The sequence below is a fragment of the Amycolatopsis sp. CA-161197 genome, assembly GCF_050942255.1.
Lineage (GTDB): Bacteria > Actinomycetota > Actinomycetes > Mycobacteriales > Pseudonocardiaceae > Amycolatopsis.
This window is the reverse complement of sequence record NZ_CP192059.1, coordinates 10,194,447-10,215,546: the sequence shown is the minus strand read 5'-3', so window position 1 is coordinate 10,215,546 and position 21,100 is coordinate 10,194,447. Positions and strand designations below refer to the sequence as shown.

The following is a 21,100-nucleotide window of genomic DNA, read 5'->3' as shown; positions in this document are numbered from 1 at the left end:
TCCCGTGACTGTTGGTGAATCTCTAGGTTCTTTCGCCGGTATCCAACGGGTCACGGACAGTTCTCCGAGTGTCCAGACCATAGCGCCGAGCACCGTCAAGATCGCGAGGGTAGCGTGATGTGGCCTGCGCCACACTCGGCCGGATGCCGCGCTGCGTAGTGCAGTTGCACCGGTGTCCGCACTGTGGGAGCGCCACTTCGTGGCCGCCTGGCGGCGTAGCTTCGAGTCCGTGGCCGATCACCCGACGTTCACGCTCGCCGTCGTGGGCGCCGGACCTCGCGGGGTCGGTGTCCTGGAGCGGCTCTCCGCCAACGCACCCGAACTGCTCGGCGACCGGCGGTTCGTGGTGCACCTGATCGACCCGTTCCCCGTGGGGCCGGGCCGCGTGTGGCGCTATGAGCAGTCGCCGCTGCTGCGCATGAACTCCATGCCCGAGGACGTCACGATGTACACGGACGACTCGGTGCGCATGGAGGGACCGGTCGCGCCCGGGCCGTCGCTCATCGAGTGGACGCGCGAGGTGCGTTCGGGCTCCTTGTCCTTCCCCGTGCCGGAAGACCTGCGTGCGGAGTTCGACGCGCTCGCCAGCACCGACTTCCCGACGCGGCGGCTGCAGAGCCTGTACCTGCGCTGGTTCTACGAGAAGGTGCGCGCCGAGCTGCCGCGGGGGATCGAGGTGGTGGAGCACGCGAGCGCGGCCGTCGCGATCGAGGACGGGCCGCCGCAGCGCGTGCGCCTGGCCGACGGCTCCGAACTGACGGCCGACGCCGTGCTCCTGACCGTCGGCCACCTCGACGCGACGCCGGACCGGGGCGAGAGCGCGCTGGCGGCCTTCGCCGAGCGGCACGAGCTGGCGTACTACCCGGCGGGCTACACCGCCGACGTCGACTACTCCGGCGTGCCGGCCGGCGAGCCCGTGCTGGTGCGCGGCTTCGGGCTCGCGTTCGTCGACCTCATGCTCCTGCTCACGGAGGGCCGCGGCGGCCGTTTCGAGGACCTGCCCGGCGGCGGCCTGCGCTACCACCCGAGCGGGGCGGAGCCCGTGCTGCACGTCGGCTCGCGGCGCGGGGTGCCGTACCACGCGAAGACGGGGTACCGGCTGCGCGGGAAACCGTTGCAGTTGCCCAGGTTCTTCGACTCCTACGCGATCGACGCGCTGTGCGCCCGGCCGGGGCCGATCGACTTCCGCGCCGACGTGTGGCCGTTGATCGCGAAGGAGCTCGCGTGGGCGTATTACACGGAGCTCTTCACGGGGCACCCGGATCGGGTGGTGATGGATTTCGCGGTTTTCGCGGACCGGTTCGCGGATCTGCCGTGGGGGACGGCCGAAATGGAAGCGCTGGTCGTTTCCGCGATTCCCGCCGAAGAGGACCGCCTTGATCTGGAGCGGCTGGACCGGCCGTTCGGGGGTGAGCATTTCGAATCCGTGGAGGAATTCGGAAAAGCCGTCCGGGAGTACGTGGAAGCCGACCTCGCGCGCCGCGCGGACCAGCGGTTCAGCGCGGATCTCGGGGCGTTCATGGCGCTGTTGTCCGTGGTCGGGCAGCTGCCGGCGTTGCTGATGACCGGCCGGCTTTCGGCGGCGTCGCAGGTCGCCGACATGGACGGGTGGTTCCGCGGCTTCTTTTCTTTCTACGCGAGTGGGCCGCCGCCGCGTCGGCTGGAGGAATTGCTGGCTCTGGCCGACGCCGGCCTGGTTTCTTTCCTGGGTGCGGATTTGCTGGTGACGGCGGATGAAAACACCGGGGAATTCGCCGCTTCGAGTTCGAGCTTCCCCGACGTGGTGCGTGCCCGCACGTTGATCGAGGCGCGGCTGCCGGAAGCGAGCGTGCCGCGCGTGTTCGACACGCTGCTGCGCCAGATGTGCGACGCCGGGACCCTGACGGAGGAAACCGTCCCCGACGCCCTCGGCGACGACCAGCCCTCGGGCCGCATCGCCACGCGCATCACGGACTCCCGCCTCCTTGACGAGGCCGGCACCGCGCACCCGCGCCGCTTCGCCATGGGCGTGCACACGAGCATCCGCTCGCCGGGAGCGTTCACCCGCCCCCGGACGAACGCGATCATGTTCCGTCAGAACGACGCTCTGGCAAGGGAACTGCTGCAGCTGTCACCCGACGACCAGCCCACCGCGGTGGCCGGGCCGATCACTTCTTGACGGGGTACGCCTTGGCATTGCCGTCGTCGTCCACGCCGACACCGGCATACGCGCTGACCAGGACGGGCGCGGCGCCGACGTTGTCGGTGGACAGGTCCTTGCCGGTCTTGGCGTCCAGCACGATCGGCTGCCCGCCTTGGGTTTTGCCGTACAGGGCGCCGTGCCAGGCGACGGTGACGCTCGGCGCGACGCGGTTGGCGGCCTGGTCCGGCAGGCTCCACAGCTTGGCGGCGGTCTTGGCGTCGTAGCCGGTGAGCACGCCGTCTTCCTCGCACGTCAGCACGGACTGCTGGTCGTAGAGGCAGTCGCCGTAGGCCTGGGAGCCGAAGCCGTGCGCGCCCTCGATCTTGGCCTTCTCGGCGCCCGTGGCGGGGTCGAGGAACAGCAGGTACGACTGCCCGGAGCCGTAGTCGGTGCGGTTGGCCACGACGAGTGCTGGATCCGCCTGCACCATCGTGAGCCCGTACGATTCGCGCGCGCCGATCCACTTCTGCTGCCCGGTGGCCAGGTCGAGCGCGGTGGCCTGGGTCATCGAGGAGTTCTCGGGCACGTTGAAGTCGGTGCCGACGAGGACGTCGCCGTGGAGGCTGCCGGCCAGGTAGTCCTTGCGCTGCCACAGGGTCTTGCCGGTCGCCGGGTCGAGCGCGGCCGTGACGTGGTCCTCGTCCTGGCTGTAGCTCGCGACGACGGCCTTGTCGGTCACGGCGACGACCTGGGTCACGGCGTTGCCGGCGTCGGCGTACTGGTCGTCGGACACCTTGATGTCCGCCTGCCAGGCCTTGGTGCCGGTCTCCTTGTCCGCGGCGATCACCGACAGCGTGATGTAGGCCGGGGTGGTGCCTTGTTCCGGCATGAGGACCGGAACGGCGCCGACCGCGAGCTTGTCGCCGACCGCCGGCGGGCGCGGTCCGGTCTCGTTCACGAACGGTGTGGCCTGGTTGTACGGGTCGCCGGGTTTGCCGGTGACCGCGACGGTCCACTTCTGCCGGCCGGTCAGCACGTCCACCGCGTTGAGCGAGGTCTGCGTGATGATGTAGGCGGTGCGGTCGCGCAAGGTCGTGAACGTCGACACGACGTTGCCGGCCACGTTGGCGCGCAGTGCCTCGGCGGGCAGGCCGACGCCGGCGCCCGCGTCGAACGCGGTCGGCGGATCGGCCGTCTTGGCCGCGGGCTCGGTGGACGTCGGCTGCTGCGCGGCCGGTGCTGATCCGGCGGGCACCGAAGCGGTGCCGTTGTTCGTGCCGCCACTGCAGCCGGCGACGGTGATAGCTGTCCCCAAGCACGCCACGAAAACCAGAGCTCGTCGCATGTGCGCCTGCCTTCCCCCAAGGTCCACTGCTTCGACCGCCGCACCATAACCGAGTGGGTGCGTGCGATGTGGCAGTTCACACGAATGTGTCACTATTTCCTGATCAGCGGCCTGTATCGTCGAAGATCCCGCGGTGAAACCCGCCTCCGTGTGACGATTCGCCGGGCTTTCCGGTTCCGCCCCACGGGCGCCGGTCTGTCGCTTACTCTCCGGGGGTTCTTACTGAGGGGAAAGGTGCTCCATGTCCGTTCGTGCGCTGGTCGTCCTGACCACGGGTGCTGCCCTGCTGATCGCCGGATGCTCCAGCAGCGTCGGCGGCTCGGCGGCACCGGCTTCGCCGGCCAACCCGGCGTCGCCGTCCACGGCCGCCTCGTCCGCGCCGCCGTCGACTCCGACTTCGACTTCGACTTCGACGCAGCCGGCCACCTCGACGCAGGCCGGCTCGCCCCAGTCCGGTTCGGAGAAGTCGACCGCGGGCGCGGTCGCGCGCTACGAGGCCTTCCTGCACGCCGTCGGCAAGGAAGATCTCGCCACGGCCTGCGAGATCGCGGGCCCGGCCGCCAAAAAAGCCGAGGACGAGGGCTGGGGCCCGTGTGAGCAGACGTTCCCGATCACGTTCCAGATGATCTCCGCCCAACAGAAGGCCGCCCTGCGCGGCGCCACCGTCGACCCCGGCCGGGTCACCGAAACGAGCTCGACGAAGGTCGAAATCCCGGCCACCGCCATCCGCGCCACCGTGAAGTTCAGCGACAGCGACATCGGCGACGCCACCATGGAATACCGCGGCGGCCAGTGGTTCGTCATCGACGACTGAGCCGGACTGTCGGCTGCGCGAGCTGGTCGACGGACTTCGCCGTGATGAACGTGGTAGTGGGCCAGGGCAAGCGTCGCGGAGTCGCGCCCGACGGTGACGCCTGGTGATGATCGGCTTGGCCCGGAACTGCCCGGCCCGCTGAGCCTTCCGCACGCCGGTCTCGTCGCGCCGGACCCGCCCTCATCGCGGGACAGACCCTCGCCTCGCGGGAACAGACCCCCGCCCTCCCTGGGGGGGCTGCCCTGTTCCAGTTTACCGAGGTCAGGGGCCGAAAAACGGCGGGCGGGAAATCTGTGGACAACTAAGGCTCGACAGGACCGAGTGTGGATAACTCCGGGTCAACCGTCAGCCGGGTCTGGTGCGGTGTGGAAGCTGTCGAACCTCCGTAACCGGCTCAGCTCGGCAACGATGGTCACCAGCCGCGCTGGTGCACAGCGAAGAAACCAGCAGGTTCGTCGCGGGATCGCCCCCCAGTCAGCGCGAAGCCAGGTGGGCGGCCCAGTGCGTGGTGCTCTTGCCCTGGATCGCGGCCCAGACGGCGGGGGTCCATGGCTCGTCGTGGCGACCGGCAAGGGCGACGAAGGCCCGGTTCCAGGTGGTGGCGCTATCGATCGAGGTCGAGGTCGAAGATCGTGGCGGTAAGCGTCACCGGGCTGCCGCGGGCTGGGGCGCGAAGGCGCGGATCTGTTCGATCGACGTGACCTTGAGCCACAGCCGGTCGGCGAGCGCGCGCAGCTGGGGCAGGCGGGCGACGCTGCCGTCTTCGTTGCAAACCTCGCTGATCACGGCGACCGGCGCGAGCCCGGCCAGCCGCATCAGTTCGACGGACGCCTCGGTGTGGCCGCGGCGCTCGGCCAGGCCGCCGGCTCGCGCGCGCAGGGGAAACACGTGCCCTGGCCGGCACAGCGCGCCGGGCGTGGTGGTGGGGTCGGCGAGCAGGCGAAGGGTGTGCGCGCGGTCGGCCGCGGAGATGCCGGACTCGATGCCGGCCGCGGCGTCGACCGACACGGTGTAGGCCGTGCCCGCCGGGTCCTCATTGCGCGCCACCATCGGCGGCAGGTGCAGCCGGTCGGCGATCTCCGGGGTCATCGGTGCGCAGATCAGGCCGCTGGTGTGGCGCAGGTAGAAGGCGAGCGCCTGCGGCGTGGCGTGTTCGGCGGCCATGATGAGGTCGCCTTCGTTCTCGCGGTCCTCGTCGTCGACGACGATCACCGGACGGCCGGACTTGAGGTCCAGGATCGCCGCCGCGACGGTGTCCAAACCGGACATTCGATCGGGGCGCGGTTGCTCGGGAATCACGTTCGCCGACTCTATGGTGCAGGTGTGCCGATCACCGGGACCATCACCCCACCTTCGGGTACCGGACCCTGGCGGGTGACGCCCGGCGGCCCGGAGTAGCCGCGATCCGCCGGGTGGAGCAGCCGCTGTGGAAATCCACAAAAGCCCGCCGCCGCGTGGCTGGTTCGGCTGGCGCGCCCTTCCTAGCGTGAGGGGCGTACGGCGAAGCGGAAGGGCGGCAGATGACCTGGGACTTCTCCACGGAACCGGAGTTCGCGGCGAAGCTGGACTGGGCGCGGGAGTTCGTGCGCACCGAGATCTACCCGCTCGAGGTGCTGGACCTCGACCACGCGGGGTTCCGGCGGATCGCGAAGCCGCTGCAGCAGGCGGTGAAGGACCACGGCCTGTGGGCCGCGCACCTCGGACCTGAGCTCGGCGGGCAGGGGTACGGCCAGGTGAAGCTCGGGCTGCTCCACGAGATCCTCGGGACCACCGAGTTCGCGTCCTACGTCTTCGGGTGCCAGGCGCCGGACTCGGGCAACGCGGAGCTGCTGGCGATCGCGGGGACCGAGGAACAGAAGGCCAAGTACATGCGGCCGCTGCTCGACGGCGAGCTGCTGTCCGCGTTCTCCATGACGGAGCAGGGCACCGGGTCCGACCCGCGGCAGTTCACCACCACGGCGCGGCTCGACGGTGACGAGTGGGTCCTCGACGGCGCGAAGTGGTTCGTGGGCAACGCGTCGCGGGCGGACTTCCACATCGTGATGGCCGTGACGGAGCCCGACGCCGACCCGTACCACCGGATGTCGATGCTGATCGTGCCCACGACCGCTGAAGGGATCACGACTCGCGAGATCGGGTTGATGAACGACCCGGACCACAAGAACCCCATCTGGTCGCACTGCGAAGTCGGGTACGAAGGCGTCCGCGTGCCGAAGGAGAACCTGCTGGGCGAACGCGGTGAGGCGTTCGCGTTGGCGCAGAAGCGGCTCGGGCCCGGGCGGATCCACCACTGCATGCGGTGGGTGGGTGTGTGTCGGCGGGCGTTCGACATGTTGTGCGAACGCGCAGTGAGCATCGACGTGCACGGGGGACCGCTCGCGGACAAGCAGACGGTGCAGAACTGGGTCGCCGACAGCGCCGCGCAGATCGAGTCCGCGCGGCTGCTGACGCTGCAGACCGCGTGGAAGATCGACCAGGTCGGCGCGCAGGCCGCGCGCACCGAGATCGCGATGATCAAGTACCACGGCGCCACCGTGCTGCACGACGTGATCGACCGCGCCATCCAGGTCCACGGCTCGCTCGGCTTCTCCACGGACATGCCGCTGGAGCAGATGTACCGCTGGGCCCGCGCGGCGCGCATCTACGACGGGCCCGACGAGGTGCACCGGGTGACCGTCGCGCGGCGGCTGCTCAAGCGGTACCAGCCGGCGAAGGTGCCGACAGAGCACATCCCGACGCGACGGGCCGCGGCGCTGGAGAAGTTCCGCGACCGGCTCGAAGAGTTCACGGCGGCCCAGTGAGCACGCGGCTGCTCGACCGGCCGCTGGCCGGCTGGCTCACCGCGCACACGGGCGACCCCGGGCCGTGGGAGCTGCGGAAACTCACCGGCGGCAACTCCAACGAGACGTGCCTGCTCACCGGCGACGGCACCAGTTACGTCCTACGCCGGCCGCCCGATCACGCGTTGTCGGCGTCGGCGCACAGCGTCGCGCGGGAGCACCGGCTGCTCACGGCCCTCGCAACCACCGAGGTGCCCGCGCCGAAACCCGTCGCGCTGTGCGAGGACCCCACGCAGACGCTGGCGCCGTTTCTGGTGATGGAGCACGTGGCCGACTCGGTGTCGATCACGGACACGCTTCCCTACCCCGCCCAGGACATCGCGCGGGTGGCCGACGAGGTCGTCGACGCGCTCGCCGCCGTCCACACGCTCGACTGGCGAGCCGCCGGGCTCACCGGGTTCGGCCGGCCCGAGCGGTTCCTCGACCGGCAGGTCGAGCGCTGGTACCGGCAGTGGGAAGGCATCGCGCGGCGGCCGCTGCCGGCGATGCCGAAGATCGCCGCGTGGCTGGAGCAGAACAAGCCGGAACCGACCGAACCCGCGTTGCTGCACGGCGACTTCCACCTCGACAACTGCCTGTTCTCCGCGCACGAGCCGCGCCTGAAAGCCGTGATCGACTGGGAGATGGCGACGATCGGCGATCCGCTGCTCGACCTGGGGTTGCTGCTCGCGTTGTGGGGTGGGCGCGGCCGCGCGATGCCCGCCATCCAGGGCGTCTCCCGGGCGCCCGGCGCGCCGCCGCGCGAGCACCTGCTCCAGCGCTACGAGCACGCGGTCGGCCGCGAGCTCCCGCAGATCCGCTACTACCAGTGCCTCGCGTTGTTCAAGCTCGCCGCGATCGTCGAGGCCGCGTGGTCGCAGTTCCTCACTGGAGAACTCTCCAGCGCCTACGCCGCCGCGCTGGAGCACGACGTGCCCGCGCTCCTCGACGAGGCTCTCGACACGGCGGGGGTGACGCCGTGACGTTGGAGGGAGCCACAACGGCACCCGCGATCGGGGGTGGCCTGCCGCCGCCCGGCTGAGCACGGTGGGAGGCAACCAGCCGCTACGTCGACAAAGGAGACGGCGTGACCGAGCAAAGCGTCAATTTCGGGCTCTGGTACGACTTCCGCAACCCCGAGCAGTGGTTCCGGCCTTTTTCCACGCTCTACCGCGAGGCGCTGGACCAGCTCGCGTGGGCGGAGAGCGTCGGGATCGGCTCGGTCTGGCTGACCGAGCACCACTTCTGCGAGGACGGCTACACGCCCTCGCCGTACACGCTGGCCGCGGCGATCGGCGAGCGTACGAAGACCATGCGCATCGGCACGAACCTCGTGATCGCGCCGCTGCACAACCCCGTTCGCCTGGCCGAGGACGCCGCGACGCTCTCGCTGCTCACGGGCGGGCGCTTCGACCTCGGGCTCGGGCAGGGCTACTGGGCGCCGGAGTTCGCGGCGTTCGACCGCAACCTCAAGCACCGGCCGAGCCTGCTCGAAGAGAGCGTGGCGGTGATCCGCCAGGCGTGGTCGGGTGAGGAGAAACCGTTCGAGGGCAAGCGGTTCTCGCTGCCGTCGGTGCGGATCACGCCGAAGCCGGAGGTCCTCCCGAAGCTGCTCGTCGGCGCGATGGCCGACCCGGCGATCGAGCGCGCGGCCCGCATCTCCGACGGGTTCCTCAGCACCCAGAACGTGCACCAGCAGTCCTATTTGGACGCGCTGGACCGCGTGGGCAAATCGTCGGCCGACGGCCAGATCTTCGCCGGCCAGTGGGCCGTGATCGCCGAGGACCCGGAGCGCGAGTGGGCGCGGATCGGGCAGTACGCGTTGTACCAGCTCAACAACTACATCGAGTGGGGCGCGTTCGGCCCGCCCGACGTGGTGCCCAAGTTCGAGAACGCGGACCAGATCGTGGCAGGCGGTGCGTTCCAGCTGTGGGACGTGGCCACGGCCGTCGACGAGCTCACCGCGCTGCTGAAGGACAAGCCGCAGATCAAGGACGTGCACTTCTGGGCGCAGCTGCCCGGCGAGCCCGTGGACAGCGGTTCGGCGCGCATCGAGCTGCTCGCCACGAAGGTCGTGCCGCAGGTCCGCGAGCGGCTGGGCCAGAAGGCGGGGGTGGCGGGGTGAACCAGCCGCTCGTGCTCACCGACCTCCTGCACCGTGCGCGGGAGTTCTTCCCCGCCCAGGAGATCGTGGAGTACGGCGGCGGTGCCGAGCCGCACCGCTACCCCAACCGGGAGTTCCACGAACGCGTCGTCGCGCTCGCCGGAGCCCTCGTCAGGCTGGGGGTGCGGCCCGGTGACCGGGTCGCGACCCTCGCCTGGAACCACCACCGCCACCTCGAGCTGTACTTCGCCGTGCCGCTCGCGGGCGCCGTGCTGCACACGGTGAACCTGCGGCTCGAACCGACGGAGATCGCGTACGTGCTGGGCCACGCCGAGGACGTCGTGGTGTTCGCCGACCTGTCGCTGCTGCCGCGGCTGGAAGTGGCACGGGCGGAACGGCCGGAGATGCTCGTCGTCGCCACCCACGGCTCCGCGCCGGGTGCGCTCGCATACGAGGACCTCGTGGCCGAGGGGCCGCCCCTGGAAAACCCGCCGGAGATCGACGAAAACGATCTCGCGGCGCTCTGCTACACCTCCGGCACCACGGGCCCGCCCAAGGGCGTCGGCTACTCGCACCGGTCGCTCTACCTGCACACCTTCGCCGCCTGCCTCGCCGACGGCCACGCGATCAGCGAGCGCGACACCGTGCTGCACGTCGTGCCGATGTTCCACGCCAACGCGTGGGGCATCCCGTTCGCCGCGCTCATGACGGGTGCCAAGCAGGTGCTGCCCGGTCCCCACCCGGTGCCGGCGGAGATCGCGAAAATCGTCGAGGCGGAACGTGTGACGTACACCGGCATGGTGCCGACCGTCGCGGCCGACCTCGTGCGTCACGTCGCCGCGACCGGCGCCGACCTGAGCAGCCTGCGGGCGCTCGTGCTCGGCGGCTCTCCCCCGGACGACGAGCTGCTGCGCGCTCTCGACTCGCTGGGCATCCCGTCGTTCCAGGGCTGGGGGATGACGGAGATCTCGCCCATGGGCACGTTCTCGCGGCCGCTGCCTTCGGTCGTGGATCCGGCCGAGCGGCGCCGGTCGGTCCGCAAACAAGGCCGGCTTCTGCCCGGCCTGCGCTGGCGGCTCGTCGGAGAGGACGGCACCAACCAGCCCCACGACGGGGTTTCGCGCGGTGAGCTGCTGATCCGCGGGCCGTGGGTCGCCACACAGTACTTCCGCGACGAGCACCCGGACAGCTTCGCTGACGGCTGGCTGCGCACCGGCGACATCGCGACCATCGACGCCGACGGCTACCTGGAGATCGTCGACCGGGCCAAGGACCTGATCAAGAGCGGTGGCGAGTGGATCAGCTCGGTCGCGCTGGAGCAGGCGCTCACGGCCAACCCCGCCGTGGCCGAGGCCGCCGTGGTCGCGGTGGCGCACGAGCGGTGGCAGGAACGGCCGTACGCGCTGGTCGTGCTGGAGCCCGGCCGCGCGGACACACCGGCGGAAATCCTCGCTGACCTGCGGGAACGCGTGCCGCGCTGGTGGCTGCCCGAGGGCGTGCTCGTGGTCGAGGAGCTGCCGCGCACGAGCGTCGGCAAGATCGACAAGAAGGTGCTGCGCGCGAAAGTGGCCGCGGGTGGTGCCGGATGAAGTTCGGTGTCTTCTACGTCCTCGAGTGCCGTGACCACGACTTCCGCCGCGCGTACGAGGAGATGCTCGCGCAGATCTCCTACGCCGAGCAGCTCGGGTTCGACGAGGTGTGGCTGGCCGAGCACCACGGCAGCGACTACGGCTCGATGCCGTCGCCGCAGGTCGCGGCCGCCGCGGTGGCCGAGCGCACGAGCCGGATGCGCATCGGCATCGCTGTCAGCAACCTGACCTTCGACTGGCCGGTGCGGGTGGCCGAGGACTACGCGATGGTGGACGTGCTGTCGAACGGGCGGCTCGATTTCGGCGCCGGCCGCGGGTACCAGCCGGGCGAGTTCCACAACATGGGCGTCGGCGACCGCCAGGACGTGAGCCGCGAGGTGTTCGACGAGGCGCTGGAGATCGTGCGCGGCCTGTGGAGCAAACGCGCGGGCGAGCCGTTCTCCTTCCACGGCAGGCACTTCGACCTCACCGAGGTCGACTGCCGGCCCACGCCGGTGCAGCGCCCGACCCCGCCGATCTACGTCGCGTCGATCAGCCCCGAGACGTTCCACCTGGCGGCCGCGCAGGGCTACAACCTGCTGGTCACCCCGACGTTGATGACGTTGCCGGAGCTCAACCGGCTGGTGGTGGACATCAAGCGTTCGCTCATCACGAGCGGCCGCGACCCGCTGTCGCTCGACTTCCCCATGAACTGGCAGGTCCACCTCGCCGACACCACCGAGGAAGCGCTGGCGAACGTCGCCGAACCGCTGTCCTGGTACTACCGCCACGTGCTCGACCTCGTGCCGAGCGGGCCGCGGGCACCGCACACCTACGAGCGGTACGCGGAACTCGTTGCGGCGTCGGAGGAAGCGGGCGGGCCGACGCTCGACGGGTTGCGCGAGAGCGGCGTGGTCTACGCGGGTGACCCGGCGGGGCTCGTCGCCGAGATCGAGACGCTGTACGAGGAAACCGGGCTGCAGCACCTCATCTGCTGGATGCGGATCGGTGGCCTCGCGCACGAGAAGGTGCTGCACTCACTGGAACTGTTCGCCGAGCACGTGCTGCCCCGCTTCCGCGACCGGCCGCCGGTCGTGCCGCGGGCGTTGCGCGCCGAAGTCGCTGCCACCCATTGAGTTCCCCGAAGGAGAGAGGCGAGATCCCATGGGCTACCTAGAGGTCGAAGACGGCCGGCGGGTGTACTTCGAGCACCACCGGGGCTCGGGCCGCCCCATCGTGCTCATCCACGGCTGGGGCGCGACCGCCCGCTGCTGGGACACCACCGCGCCGGCGTTGCGGGCCAACGGGAACGAGGTCGTGCTGCTCGACCAACGCGCGTGCGGCCGCTCGGACAACGATTTCTCCGACGTCACGATCTCCGCGCTCGGCTCCGACGTCGTGCGGCTCGTGGAGCAGCTCGGCCTGCGCGAACCCGTGGTCAACGGCTGGTCGCTCGGCGGCGCGGTCGCCGTGGACGCGGTGGCGAAGCTGGGGTCGAACTGCTCGGGCCTGGTCTTGACCGGCGGCGCCACCCCGCGGTACACGTCCACTTCGGACTGGCCGCACGGTGCCACGGTGGACGACGTGAAGGGCGTACTCGGTGCGGCCGCCGCCGACCGCGCGAACACCTTCAAGGGCGTCGCCGAAGCCGTGTGCGCCGAGCCGCCGACGGCCGACACGATCGCCTGGCTGTGGGGAATGTTCATGGAGATGGGCCCGCTCGGTGACGAGTCCCTGCTGGACCTCGCCGAGCTCGACCAGCGCAAGCTCCTCGGCGGCCTGGCCGTGCCCGTGCTGTCCCTGCACGGGCGCAAGGACGGCTTCGTGCCGTTCTCCGGCGCCGAGGCCGCGCGTGACCTGTGCTCCGACGCCCGGCTTGTCGAGTTCCCCAACGCCGGCCACGCGCCGTTCCTGGAGGACCGCGACACCTACCTCGCCGAGCTCACCGGCTTCCTGAACCGATGACCACCTGGCTCGTCACCGGCGGTTCGCGCGGGATCGGCCGCGCCGTCGTCGACCACGTCGCCGCCGCGGGTGACAACGTGGCGTCGCTGGCGCGGTCGGCCGGCTCCTCGCCGCCGGCGGTGCCGAACCGCGTGCTCGAGGTCAAGGGTGACGTGACCGACGAGGACTCGATCCGCCGCTGCGTCGAGGCCGTGACCGAGCGGTTCGGCCCGATCGACGTGGTGGTCAACAGCGCCGGCGTGCACCGCGGCCGCCGCATCGACGCGCTGGCGAGATCGGCGTGGGACGAGGTGCTCGCCACGAACCTCACCGGTGCGTTCGAGGTCTGCCGCGCGGTGGTGCCGTTGCTGCCACGGGGTTCGGCGATCGTCAACGTCGGCGCGGTCGTCGGCTTGCGCGGGTTTCCCGGCGACGTTGCGTACGGCTCGGCGAAGGCGGGGCTGTCGGGGCTGACGCAGGTGCTGGCCGTGGAGCTCGCTCCGCGCGGCGTGCGCGTGAACCTCGTGGTCCCGGGCTTTGTGGACACCGACATGACCGCAGGGCTCAGCGATCGGGCCCGCAAGAGCATCGTCGACAAGATTCCGGCCGGGCGCATCGGGACGACGGCCGAGATCGCCGAGGTCATCGTGGCCGTGGCGCGCTCGACGTACATGACGGGCGCGACCGTGCCCGTCGACGGCGGATTGCTCGCGACGTTCGGCGGCGGCTGACCCGCGCGTTTTGTGTGGACCTCCAACGGCCGCACGCGAAGAGCGTTCTTCCCGCGCCCGGTCCTGGTTAGCGTCGGAAGGCGAACCAGGGCGACCCACCCGTAGACGGAGAACACCGACCACCCCCACGAAGAAGGAGAACCACCCATGGACGTCGGAATGCTGCTGGTCTTCCAGAACTGGTTCGAGGACGTCAGCGACCACGAGGTCTTCACGCGCGAGCTCGAGATGGGCGTGCTGGGCGAGCAGTACGGCTTCGACTCCGTCTGGTCGGCCGAGCACCACTTCGACGACTACTCGATGTGCCCGGACAACCTCCAGATCATGGCCTACCTCGCCGGGCGCACCTCGAAGATCAAGCTCGGCACGGGCGCGGTCATCCTGCCCTGGAACGACCCGCTGCGCGTGGTCGAGAAGGCCATCATGCTCGACCACATGTCCAACGGGCGCCTGCTGCTCGGCATGGGCCGTGGCCTGGCGAAGATGGAGTACGAGGGTTTCCGCGTCGACATGAACGAGTCGCGCGAGCGCTTCGACGAGGCCGCCGCGATGATCATCCGCGGGCTGCAGAACGGGTACGTCGAGAACGACGGCAAGTACTACAAGCAGCCGCGCGTCACCGTCCGGCCGGGCCCGGCCGGGCACTCGTGGGAAGGCCGGATCTTCGGCGTCGCGATGTCGCCCGACTCGATCCCGGCCGTCGCGGAGCTGGGCGCGCAGATGATGACGTTCATGCAGTACGACTTCGCGCAGCACCTCGAGGCGATCGACCGCTGGCGTGGCCTGCACCGCGAGAAGCACGGCACGGAGCCGGGCGCACCGCTGATCCAGGACTTCGTGTACTGCCACGAAGATCCCGAAGAGGCGAAGCGCATCGCGCACGAGCACATCTCGCGCTACTTCCTGTCGGTGATCAAGCACTACGACTTCGCCGGCTCGCACTGGCGGGAGACGAAGGGCTACGAGGCCTACCAGGCCGGCGCCGACATGATCCGCGAGGCGGGCATGGAAACCGCGGCGAGCGCGTACGTCGACGCGAACATCTGGGGCACGCCCGAGGAGATCGTGGAGAAGTACGCCGCGCGGCGCGAGCAGGGTGGCGAGCTGATGGCCAACGCCGCGTTCTGCTTCGGCGGCCTGCCGCTGGACAAGGCGGAGGCGAGCATGCGGCTGTTCGGCGAGAAGGTGGTGCCGCAGCTGCACAAGATGTCCTCGCGCGCGCCCGCGGGGGTGTGAGGCCGGGCCGTGGCCCGGGTTTCCGCCCGGGCCACGGCATCTTCCCGGGCTTTCGTGGTTTCGGGTTTTCGGACTGGAGCTGGATGGATACCTTGACCAGACCGGCATTCGCCGAGCAGTTCCGCGAAGTGATGTCGGGCGTGTGCACCCCGGTTTCGGTGGTGACCGCCCTCGACGGCACGCGGCCGCACGGCACGACGGTGAGCGCGTTCGCGTCGCTCTCGATGGACCCACCGATGGTGCTCGTGTCGCTCGACCGCACGTCCGACCTGCTGACGGTGGTGCGGCGCGCCGGGCGCTTCGGCCTGAACGTGCTGGAAAGCGGCCAGGCGGAGCTCGCGAAACGCTTCGCCCGCAAGGGAATGGCCAAGTTCGAAGGCGTCACCTGGGCGCTCGAGGACGACCTGCCGCGGCTCGCGGGCTCGTCCGGCTGGGTGGCGTGCACCGTCGAGAAGTTCATCGAAGGGGGTGACCACGTGGTCGCGCTCGGCCTGGTGGAGGCGGCGGACTCGCGGCCGCTGGCGCCGTTGACCTACCACGCGCGGACCTTCGGCACCCACGCCCGGACGGACGGCTGATGGCACCCGGCGAGCAGGTGCAGCACGCCGTCGCGGCGTTGGCGCAGGGCCGGCTGGTCGTGGTCGTCGACGACGCCGACCGCGAGAACGAGGGCGACCTCGTCGGTGCCGCGCGGACGATGACCGCCGCGCAGATGGCGTTCCTCGTGCGGCACACCACGGGGATCGTCTGCGCGCCGATGCCCGGGGAGCGCGCGGACGCGTTGCGGCTGCGGCAGATGGTCGCGGACAACACCGACGCGCACGGCACGGCGTTCACGGTGAGCGTCGACCACGCTTCGGCCGGTACCGGCGTCTCGGCGGCGGACCGGACCACGACCGTGCGGGCGCTGGCGGACCCGGCCACCAAACCCGGTGAGCTACGCCGGCCCGGCCACGTGTTCCCGCTGCGGGCGCGTGAGGGCGGAGTGCTGGTGCGGGCCGGGCACACGGAAGCGGCCGTCGACCTGCTGGCGATGGCCGGCGCGGGTGACGTCGGCGTGATCAGCGAGCTGGTGGCCGACGACGGGTCGATGCTGCGCGGCGCCGCGGTGGAGGAGTTCGCCGCGCGCCACGACCTGCCGGTGCTGCGGATCGCCGACCTCGTGCGCTACCGCGGGGCGACGGAACGCCTGGTGGAGCCCGTGGCGAGCGCGGCCATGCCGACGGCGTTCGGCGACTTCCGGGCCGTCGCCTACCGGTCCGTGCTCGACGGGACCGAGCACCTCGCGCTGGTGCGGGGCGATGTCGCGGCGGCCGGGCAGTCGGCTGCCGGTGCCCTGGTCCGGGTGCACAGCGAATGCCTGACCGGCGACATCCTGGGCTCGCTGCGGTGCGACTGCGGCGCACAGCTGGAGTACGCGCTGCGGGCCATCGCCGAAGAGGGCGCGGGCGCGGTGATCTACCTGCGGGGCCACGAGGGCCGCGGGATCGGGCTGGCGCACAAGATCCACGCGTACGCGCTGCAGGAGCAGGGTCTGGACACCGTCGAGGCCAACCTCGCGCAGGGCCTGCCGGTCGATTCGCGCAGCTACGGCATCGGCGCCCGGATCCTGACCGACCTCGGCGTCCGCCGGATGCGGCTCATCACGAACAACCCCGCCAAGTACGGCGGGCTCGAGGGCTACGCGCTCGACATCGTCGGACGCGTGCGCCTGCCCGTCACACAGACGCCGCACAACGTGCGTTACCTGCGGACCAAGCAGGAGCGCATGGGCCATGACCTGGGCGTACTCGCTTCAGGCATGGACGGGAGCGGGTGAGGTAAGGCACCCTCAGACGGAGTCCGGATTTCAACGGTGAAGGCGGATCCCATGCGCGACGCTTCGGTTCGGTCCCTGGTGCGCCCGGTGGATCCGGCGCACCGTGAGCGTGAGGTCATCGCCGCGTTCAGCGAGATCACGACCGAGGCCATCACCACCACGCGGCTCGAGGACCTGCTGGGCCTGCTCGGCAAGCAGCTGTGCCACCTGCTGGGCGTCACACGCTGTTCGGTGTACCTGCGCGACGGCGACGGCCGGTTCCGCGGCGCCGCCGGCTACTGCGAGAGCGAGGGCGACATCTCGGCCGCCGTGCAGGCGCAGGAGGCCGGCATCCAGGGCGACCGGTTCAGCCGCGAGGTCATCGAGTCGGCCGCGCCTGTGCTCATCTCCGATGTGCCGCGCGACCCGCGCCCGCACCGCCGCACCATGGAGCACTGGCACGTGCGCGCGATGCTCGGCGTGCCGCTCGTGTTCGACGGCAAGGTGATCGGCCTGATCTTCGTCGACAACGTGCAGAAGGACCACGTGTACGCCGACGAAGACGTGGCGCTCGCGGAGCTGTTCGCCCGGCTGGGCGCGTTGTTCCTGCGGCAGGCCATGCTGAACGCGCACCTGAAGAACAAGGCCGCCGAGGTCGTGCGGCAGAAGAACACCCTGGCGTACCTGGCCGATGTGCACCAGAAGCTGACCAACGCCGTGCTCGACGGCGCGAGCATCCAGACCGTGGTGACGCTGCTGGGTGAGCTCTCGGCGAAGCCCGTGGTGCTGTACAACGAGGATTTCCAGGTGCTGGCGTGGTCGGCACCTGCGGGGTTGAAGATGACGCAGCCGCCGGAGCTGGCGGCGCGGATCCGGGAGCTGCCGTCGGTGAAGCAGGCGCTGGCGTCGCTGAGCGCCAGCTGCCCGTCGACGATCGTGCCGCCGACGCCGGCGGTGTGGGTGGGTCGGCGGCACCTGATGTGCCGGCTGATCATCGAGGGCCAGCCCAGTGGGTACCTCGGGATCGTCGAGGTCGGGCGTGGCCTGGAGGAGCTGGACACGAAGCTCGCCGAACACGGCGCGACGGTGCTGTCGTTGCAGGTGCTGTCCGAACGACGCCAAGCGGAGGCCGAGGGCCAGGCGCGCGAGGACTTCCTGTCCGATCTGCTTCACCGCACCCGCGACGCCGAGCAGCTGGCGCGCCGGGGTCCGCAGTTCGGGGTGAACCTGGCTCAGCCGCACGTGCTGGTGCGGTTCGCGTTGGACAACGCCAGCCAGAACGTGAGCGTTTCGGTGGGGCGGAAGCTGGTGATCCGCTCGCTGGCCACGATTCTGTCGGTGTCCGAACCGGCCGCGGTCAGCCTGCCGGGCGCGGTGGTCGCACTGCTGTCCCTTCCGGACGGTTCGGAACCGCGCGACTTGCGCGCGGCGGTCGACGAGGTTCGGCTGGCTGTCGGCCCGCGCTTGCGGGTGCGGACCGCCGTGATCTCCGGCGTGTGCCGTTCTCCGGAGGATTTCCCTTTGGCACACCGGGAGTTGCGGGAGATCGACGAGCTGGCCACGTCGTTCGGCTGGTCCGGTGGCGTGGTGACGGTGACCGAGCTGGGGCTGTTCCGGCTGGTCGCGTCCAGCGGCCGGGTCAAGGAGGCGGTGCAGTTCGCGCACGAGACGATCCGGCCGTTGCGGGACGCGGACCCGTCGCTTCTGGAGACGTGGCGCGCTTTCGTCGCCGCCGAGGGGCGCGTTCAGAGCACGGCGTCGGAGCTGGGCGTGCACGAGAACACGATCCGCTACCGGCTGGGGAAGATCGGAAAGCTGATCGGGCAGGATCCGGGTGCGTTGGATTGTCTGCTGCAGTCGCGGATCGCGTTTCAGATTCTGGATCTGGCTGGTTGGTGAGTCATTTGCAGGATTTTGGCGAGGGTGCAGAGGTTGTCTTGCATTCCTCGTCTGAAGAGCTTCTCGGCCAGCGTGCCGAGTAGCGCGGCTGGTCCGGGGAGTCCGGCGCAGGTTTGGCTCTGGTGTCAAGCCACGCTGATGGGCCGGGCGGTGCGCGGCCCCGGAAATGCCGGCGGGTGAGCCGTCCGGATCAGCCCTTCACCACCGGCGCGACCTGTTGCGCCCACTGCCACGGCGCGCCCGTCCCGCCCGGCAAGGAGTTGAAGTACTCCCAGCCATCCACCCCGCCGAAGTCCGGGTACTTCGCGACCAGCGAACGAACCGTCGACTGCAGCCGCGACATGTCGACGTACCCACCACAGTTGGCGGGATTCGTCACGGTCCCGGCGACGACCTTCGCGGCCGGCACGACGCCGTGGCCGACGATGGCGTCGTAGCCGGAGGTGTCGGACAGGGAGCCCCAGCCGCAGTAGAACTGGGTGTTGAACCAGGAGATCTGGGGGCCGCGGTCGCGGTAGAGCTGGTCGTAGTTCAGGCCCGAGAGGCCGCGCCCGCCGCTCAGCTCCTGGGCGACGGGGGCGAAGGTGATCAGAAACGACGGGCCGAAGTCCGTGCGCAGGGCGTCGATGAGGCGGACGACGGAGGCGTTGTCCACCGTCTCCTCGATGTCCAGGTCGATGCCGGACAGCGAGTGGTCGCGAAGCAGAGCGCGAAGCGGTGGGTAGTACGTGTTGAAGTCGGACGCGAGCCGCTGGAAGCTGCCCTGGGCCGCGCCGCCGAGGAAGGCCAGGGTGTGGACGCCCTGGGAGCGCAAGGTGCCGAGGTCCTGCCACATCTGGTTGAACTTCGCGGCCGACGGCGGGTCGTCGTTCACGTGCACCACGCCGCCGGGGTCGAGGTGGATGGCGCCGACGAGGACGTCGGTGACGCCGGCGTTGTGCTGCGTGAGGCCGAGCGGCGAGACGTACGCGCTGCCGTTGTAGATCGTCTGGTAGTACACGATCACGCGCCGTCCGGTCGCGGCCGAGGCCGGCACGGCGCCGCACAGCACCAGGAGCACGGCCAGCGCGGCCGCCGCGAGCTTCCTCATGGTCCAGACCTTACGTGGCAGAACGTGCCCGCACTACCACCGTCCGTAGGGTTCCGCGCGGGGCGGGACCGTGGTGATCGGCCGTCGGACCCCAGACCCAGAACCGATCTCGGCCCCGCGCGAAGCACTCGGCTGACTCAGCAGCGGCCCAGCATGTCCGTCAGCGCGGACTTCTCGGCGGAGTTCACCGTGAGCTTGAACTTCGACTTCACCGCGACCCACATGCGGGCGTAGGTGCACCAGTAGCCCGTGGACGGCGGCTTCCACTGGTCCGGCGACTTGTCGCCCTTCTCCTGGTTGACGTTGTCCGTCACGGCGATCAGCTGCGGGTCGGACAGGTCGTTGGCGTAGGCCTGGCGCTGCGCCGTGGTCCACGACGACGCACCGGTGCGCCACGCGTCGGCCAGCGGCACGACGTGGTCGATGTCCACATCGGACGCCGCGGTCCAGGTCGCGCCGTCGTAGGGCGAAACCCACTTGCCCGAGGTGGCGGTGCAGCTGGAGTTGGTGACGACGTTCGTGCCGTCGCGCTTAAGCACGACCTCACGGGTGTCGCAGTTGTTGCCCTGCTGGATCCAGTGCGGGAACTTGTCGCGGCTGTAGCCGGTCAGCGAACCGTCGGCCTTCACGGTGAGGCCGGCGAGCTCGCTCTTGGCCGTCGCGGCCGACGGGATGCCGGGCGGGGTCGCGTCGGCGATGCCGACCATCGTGCCGCCGAGCAGCGTCACGCCGACGAGGACGGTCAAGGAGTTTCGGACACTACGCGCTGTGGGCATATTGCTGCCTCCGTGTCGAGTGTGGGACTGATTCACCTTCGACCACGGAAGTGGCGCAAGCAACACTTACGGGTGACATGTAACAGACCTTCAGTGAACAGAAAGTGCCGTTAGGCCACCTGGCGCAGAACTATCGGATGAAACCGGTCACGGTCGGATCAGGCGCAGGTCCTCGGTGTGCCGGTACCAGGTCCGCTTGGTGACCTCGCGGGGGTGCGCGACGCCGTCGCTCACGAGCGACGTGGTCGGCAGGCAGCCGAGCTGGAACGCGCGACCGTGGAACACGGCGCTGCGCTTCACCAGCTTCCCACGCGTCACCCGGGCGACCAAGCCGTTCTCGTCCGCCGACACCTCCACGGCGGCCGCGGCGCCGTCGAAGGCCAGGTGCTCGTCGCAGTACGCCTGGCCCTGGACGTTACGCAGAGTGGCGCGCCCGGCCAGGATGCCGCCGGTGTCGTCACGCACGAGCGGCACTTCCGAGGCCGAAGCGTCGAGGGCGATTTCGAGCGCCTTGACGGGGTCCGTGGGCAGTCCCCAGAGCGCCGCGACGGCCGAACCGGACTCGGACGGCACGAACCCGATCGACACGCCCGACACGCGATCGGTCCGCAGCAATCGCACGAGCACCGCCGCGAGGTCCGCGTCGGTCCCCGCGACGATCAGGCGCTCGTGTTTCCCCAGCAAGGGATCGATTTCCGTCTTGCCCGGAAGCGCCGAGACGCGCACGATGGACAGGTCACGGAGGCCCGTGAACGAGTGCGGATCATCACCGCAGGCCACCACGATTCCGCGCACGCCCACGTCCTCCGTTACAGTCATGCACCGGCATTTCCCAGCGCCACCCCGTGTCCCAT

At 70.1% G+C, this 21,100-nt stretch carries 18 protein-coding genes; 13 read left to right on the top strand and 5 right to left on the bottom strand.

Annotated features, from left to right (window positions below; all coding sequences use genetic code 11):
* The first annotated feature begins 229 nt into the window (after positions 1-229).
* Positions 230-2,158: an FAD/NAD(P)-binding protein gene (locus ACQPXB_RS48385; protein WP_432857153.1), complete on the top strand. Its 1,929-nt coding sequence runs from the start codon at positions 230-232 to the stop codon at positions 2,156-2,158.
* Here ACQPXB_RS48385 and ACQPXB_RS48380 read toward each other — a convergent pair.
* Positions 2,148-3,437 carry a PQQ-binding-like beta-propeller repeat protein gene (locus ACQPXB_RS48380; RefSeq protein ID WP_432848799.1) on the bottom strand — a complete coding sequence of 430 codons (1,290 nt, stop codon included), beginning with the start codon at positions 3,435-3,437 and terminating at the stop codon, positions 2,148-2,150. The genes ACQPXB_RS48385 and ACQPXB_RS48380 overlap by 11 nt on opposite strands.
* A gap of 271 nt (positions 3,438-3,708) precedes the next feature.
* Here ACQPXB_RS48380 and ACQPXB_RS48375 point away from each other — a divergent pair, with 271 nt between their 5' ends.
* Positions 3,709-4,281 (top strand): hypothetical protein, encoded by a 573-nt coding sequence (locus tag ACQPXB_RS48375; RefSeq protein ID WP_432848797.1) that lies wholly within the window; start codon positions 3,709-3,711, stop codon positions 4,279-4,281.
* A 645-nt stretch (positions 4,282-4,926) separates the two neighbouring features.
* On the opposite strand, the gene ribB is transcribed toward ACQPXB_RS48375, so the two are convergent.
* Positions 4,927-5,541, bottom strand: coding sequence for a 3,4-dihydroxy-2-butanone-4-phosphate synthase (gene ribB, locus ACQPXB_RS48370; RefSeq protein WP_432848795.1), 615 nt, complete (start codon positions 5,539-5,541; stop codon positions 4,927-4,929).
* A 260-nt stretch (positions 5,542-5,801) separates the two neighbouring features.
* Between ribB and ACQPXB_RS48365 the strand changes: the two genes are divergently transcribed.
* The 11 genes from ACQPXB_RS48365 (at position 5,802) to ACQPXB_RS48315 (ending at position 18,380) form a co-directional block, all read left to right on the top strand.
* On the top strand, positions 5,802-7,082 hold the full coding sequence (locus ACQPXB_RS48365; RefSeq protein WP_366580298.1) for an acyl-CoA dehydrogenase family protein: 1,281 nt from the start codon (positions 5,802-5,804) through the stop codon (positions 7,080-7,082).
* Positions 7,079-8,083, top strand: a complete 1,005-nt coding sequence (locus tag ACQPXB_RS48360) for a phosphotransferase family protein (RefSeq protein WP_432848794.1) — start codon at positions 7,079-7,081, stop codon at positions 8,081-8,083. Before ACQPXB_RS48365 ends, ACQPXB_RS48360 begins: the two co-directional genes overlap by 4 nt.
* 104 nt (positions 8,084-8,187) lie before the next feature.
* Positions 8,188-9,225, top strand: a complete 1,038-nt coding sequence (locus ACQPXB_RS48355; RefSeq protein ID WP_366580302.1) for an LLM class flavin-dependent oxidoreductase — start codon at positions 8,188-8,190, stop codon at positions 9,223-9,225.
* Positions 9,222-10,793, top strand: coding sequence for a long-chain fatty acid--CoA ligase (locus ACQPXB_RS48350; protein WP_432848792.1), 1,572 nt, complete (start codon positions 9,222-9,224; stop codon positions 10,791-10,793). Before ACQPXB_RS48355 ends, ACQPXB_RS48350 begins: the two co-directional genes overlap by 4 nt.
* A complete protein-coding gene (locus ACQPXB_RS48345) occupies positions 10,790-11,908 on the top strand; it encodes an LLM class flavin-dependent oxidoreductase (RefSeq protein WP_366580306.1) in 1,119 nt (372 codons plus the stop codon). Before ACQPXB_RS48350 ends, ACQPXB_RS48345 begins: the two co-directional genes overlap by 4 nt.
* Before the next feature lie 28 nt (positions 11,909-11,936).
* Positions 11,937-12,737 carry an alpha/beta fold hydrolase gene (locus tag ACQPXB_RS48340; protein WP_432848790.1) on the top strand — a complete coding sequence of 267 codons (801 nt, stop codon included), beginning with the start codon at positions 11,937-11,939 and terminating at the stop codon, positions 12,735-12,737.
* Complete coding sequence (locus ACQPXB_RS48335) at positions 12,734-13,447, top strand: SDR family NAD(P)-dependent oxidoreductase (protein ID WP_366580310.1); 714 nt, start codon at positions 12,734-12,736, stop codon at positions 13,445-13,447. Before ACQPXB_RS48340 ends, ACQPXB_RS48335 begins: the two co-directional genes overlap by 4 nt.
* 147 nt (positions 13,448-13,594) lie before the next feature.
* Positions 13,595-14,683 (top strand): LLM class flavin-dependent oxidoreductase, encoded by a 1,089-nt coding sequence (locus ACQPXB_RS48330; protein ID WP_366580312.1) that lies wholly within the window; start codon positions 13,595-13,597, stop codon positions 14,681-14,683.
* Between the two features lie 92 nt (positions 14,684-14,775).
* A complete protein-coding gene (locus ACQPXB_RS48325) occupies positions 14,776-15,261 on the top strand; it encodes a flavin reductase family protein (RefSeq protein WP_432848789.1) in 486 nt (161 codons plus the stop codon).
* A complete protein-coding gene (locus ACQPXB_RS48320) occupies positions 15,261-16,502 on the top strand; it encodes a bifunctional 3,4-dihydroxy-2-butanone-4-phosphate synthase/GTP cyclohydrolase II (RefSeq protein ID WP_386944238.1) in 1,242 nt (413 codons plus the stop codon). The genes ACQPXB_RS48325 and ACQPXB_RS48320 overlap by 1 nt, the downstream gene beginning before the upstream one ends.
* 51 nt (positions 16,503-16,553) lie before the next feature.
* Positions 16,554-18,380, top strand: coding sequence for a GAF domain-containing protein (locus tag ACQPXB_RS48315; RefSeq protein WP_432848787.1), 1,827 nt, complete (start codon positions 16,554-16,556; stop codon positions 18,378-18,380).
* Between the two features lie 190 nt (positions 18,381-18,570).
* On the opposite strand, the gene ACQPXB_RS48310 is transcribed toward ACQPXB_RS48315, so the two are convergent.
* From ACQPXB_RS48310 to ACQPXB_RS48300, 3 genes are all read right to left on the bottom strand, one after another.
* Positions 18,571-19,470 carry a glycosyl hydrolase family 18 protein gene (locus tag ACQPXB_RS48310; protein WP_432848786.1) on the bottom strand — a complete coding sequence of 300 codons (900 nt, stop codon included), beginning with the start codon at positions 19,468-19,470 and terminating at the stop codon, positions 18,571-18,573.
* A gap of 137 nt (positions 19,471-19,607) precedes the next feature.
* The gene (locus ACQPXB_RS48305; protein ID WP_366580320.1) at positions 19,608-20,246 is read right to left on the bottom strand and encodes an HNH endonuclease family protein; all 639 of its coding nucleotides are present in this window, start codon (positions 20,244-20,246) and stop codon (positions 19,608-19,610) included.
* A gap of 147 nt (positions 20,247-20,393) precedes the next feature.
* Positions 20,394-21,065, bottom strand: coding sequence for a hypothetical protein (locus ACQPXB_RS48300; protein ID WP_386944243.1), 672 nt, complete (start codon positions 21,063-21,065; stop codon positions 20,394-20,396).
* Positions 21,066-21,100 lie beyond the last annotated feature (35 nt).

Bases quoted from the DNA above. Each gene is read 5' to 3' on its own strand.
- ACQPXB_RS48375 (WP_432848797.1), top strand. From the start codon at position 3,709: ATGTCCGTTCGTGCGCTGGTCGTCCTGACCACGGGTGCTGCCCTGCTG.
- ACQPXB_RS48365 (WP_366580298.1), top strand. From the start codon at position 5,802: ATGACCTGGGACTTCTCCACGGAACCGGAGTTCGCGGCGAAGCTGGAC.
- ACQPXB_RS48345 (WP_366580306.1), top strand. From the start codon at position 10,790: ATGAAGTTCGGTGTCTTCTACGTCCTCGAGTGCCGTGACCACGACTTC.
- ACQPXB_RS48340 (WP_432848790.1), top strand. From the start codon at position 11,937: ATGGGCTACCTAGAGGTCGAAGACGGCCGGCGGGTGTACTTCGAGCAC.
- ACQPXB_RS48335 (WP_366580310.1), top strand. From the start codon at position 12,734: ATGACCACCTGGCTCGTCACCGGCGGTTCGCGCGGGATCGGCCGCGCC.
- ACQPXB_RS48330 (WP_366580312.1), top strand. From the start codon at position 13,595: ATGGACGTCGGAATGCTGCTGGTCTTCCAGAACTGGTTCGAGGACGTC.
- ACQPXB_RS48320 (WP_386944238.1), top strand. From the start codon at position 15,261: ATGGCACCCGGCGAGCAGGTGCAGCACGCCGTCGCGGCGTTGGCGCAG.
- ACQPXB_RS48315 (WP_432848787.1), top strand. From the start codon at position 16,554: ATGCGCGACGCTTCGGTTCGGTCCCTGGTGCGCCCGGTGGATCCGGCG.
- ACQPXB_RS48310 (WP_432848786.1), bottom strand. From the start codon at position 19,470: ATGAGGAAGCTCGCGGCGGCCGCGCTGGCCGTGCTCCTGGTGCTGTGC.
- ACQPXB_RS48305 (WP_366580320.1), bottom strand. From the start codon at position 20,246: ATGCCCACAGCGCGTAGTGTCCGAAACTCCTTGACCGTCCTCGTCGGC.
- ACQPXB_RS48300 (WP_386944243.1), bottom strand. From the start codon at position 21,065: ATGACTGTAACGGAGGACGTGGGCGTGCGCGGAATCGTGGTGGCCTGC.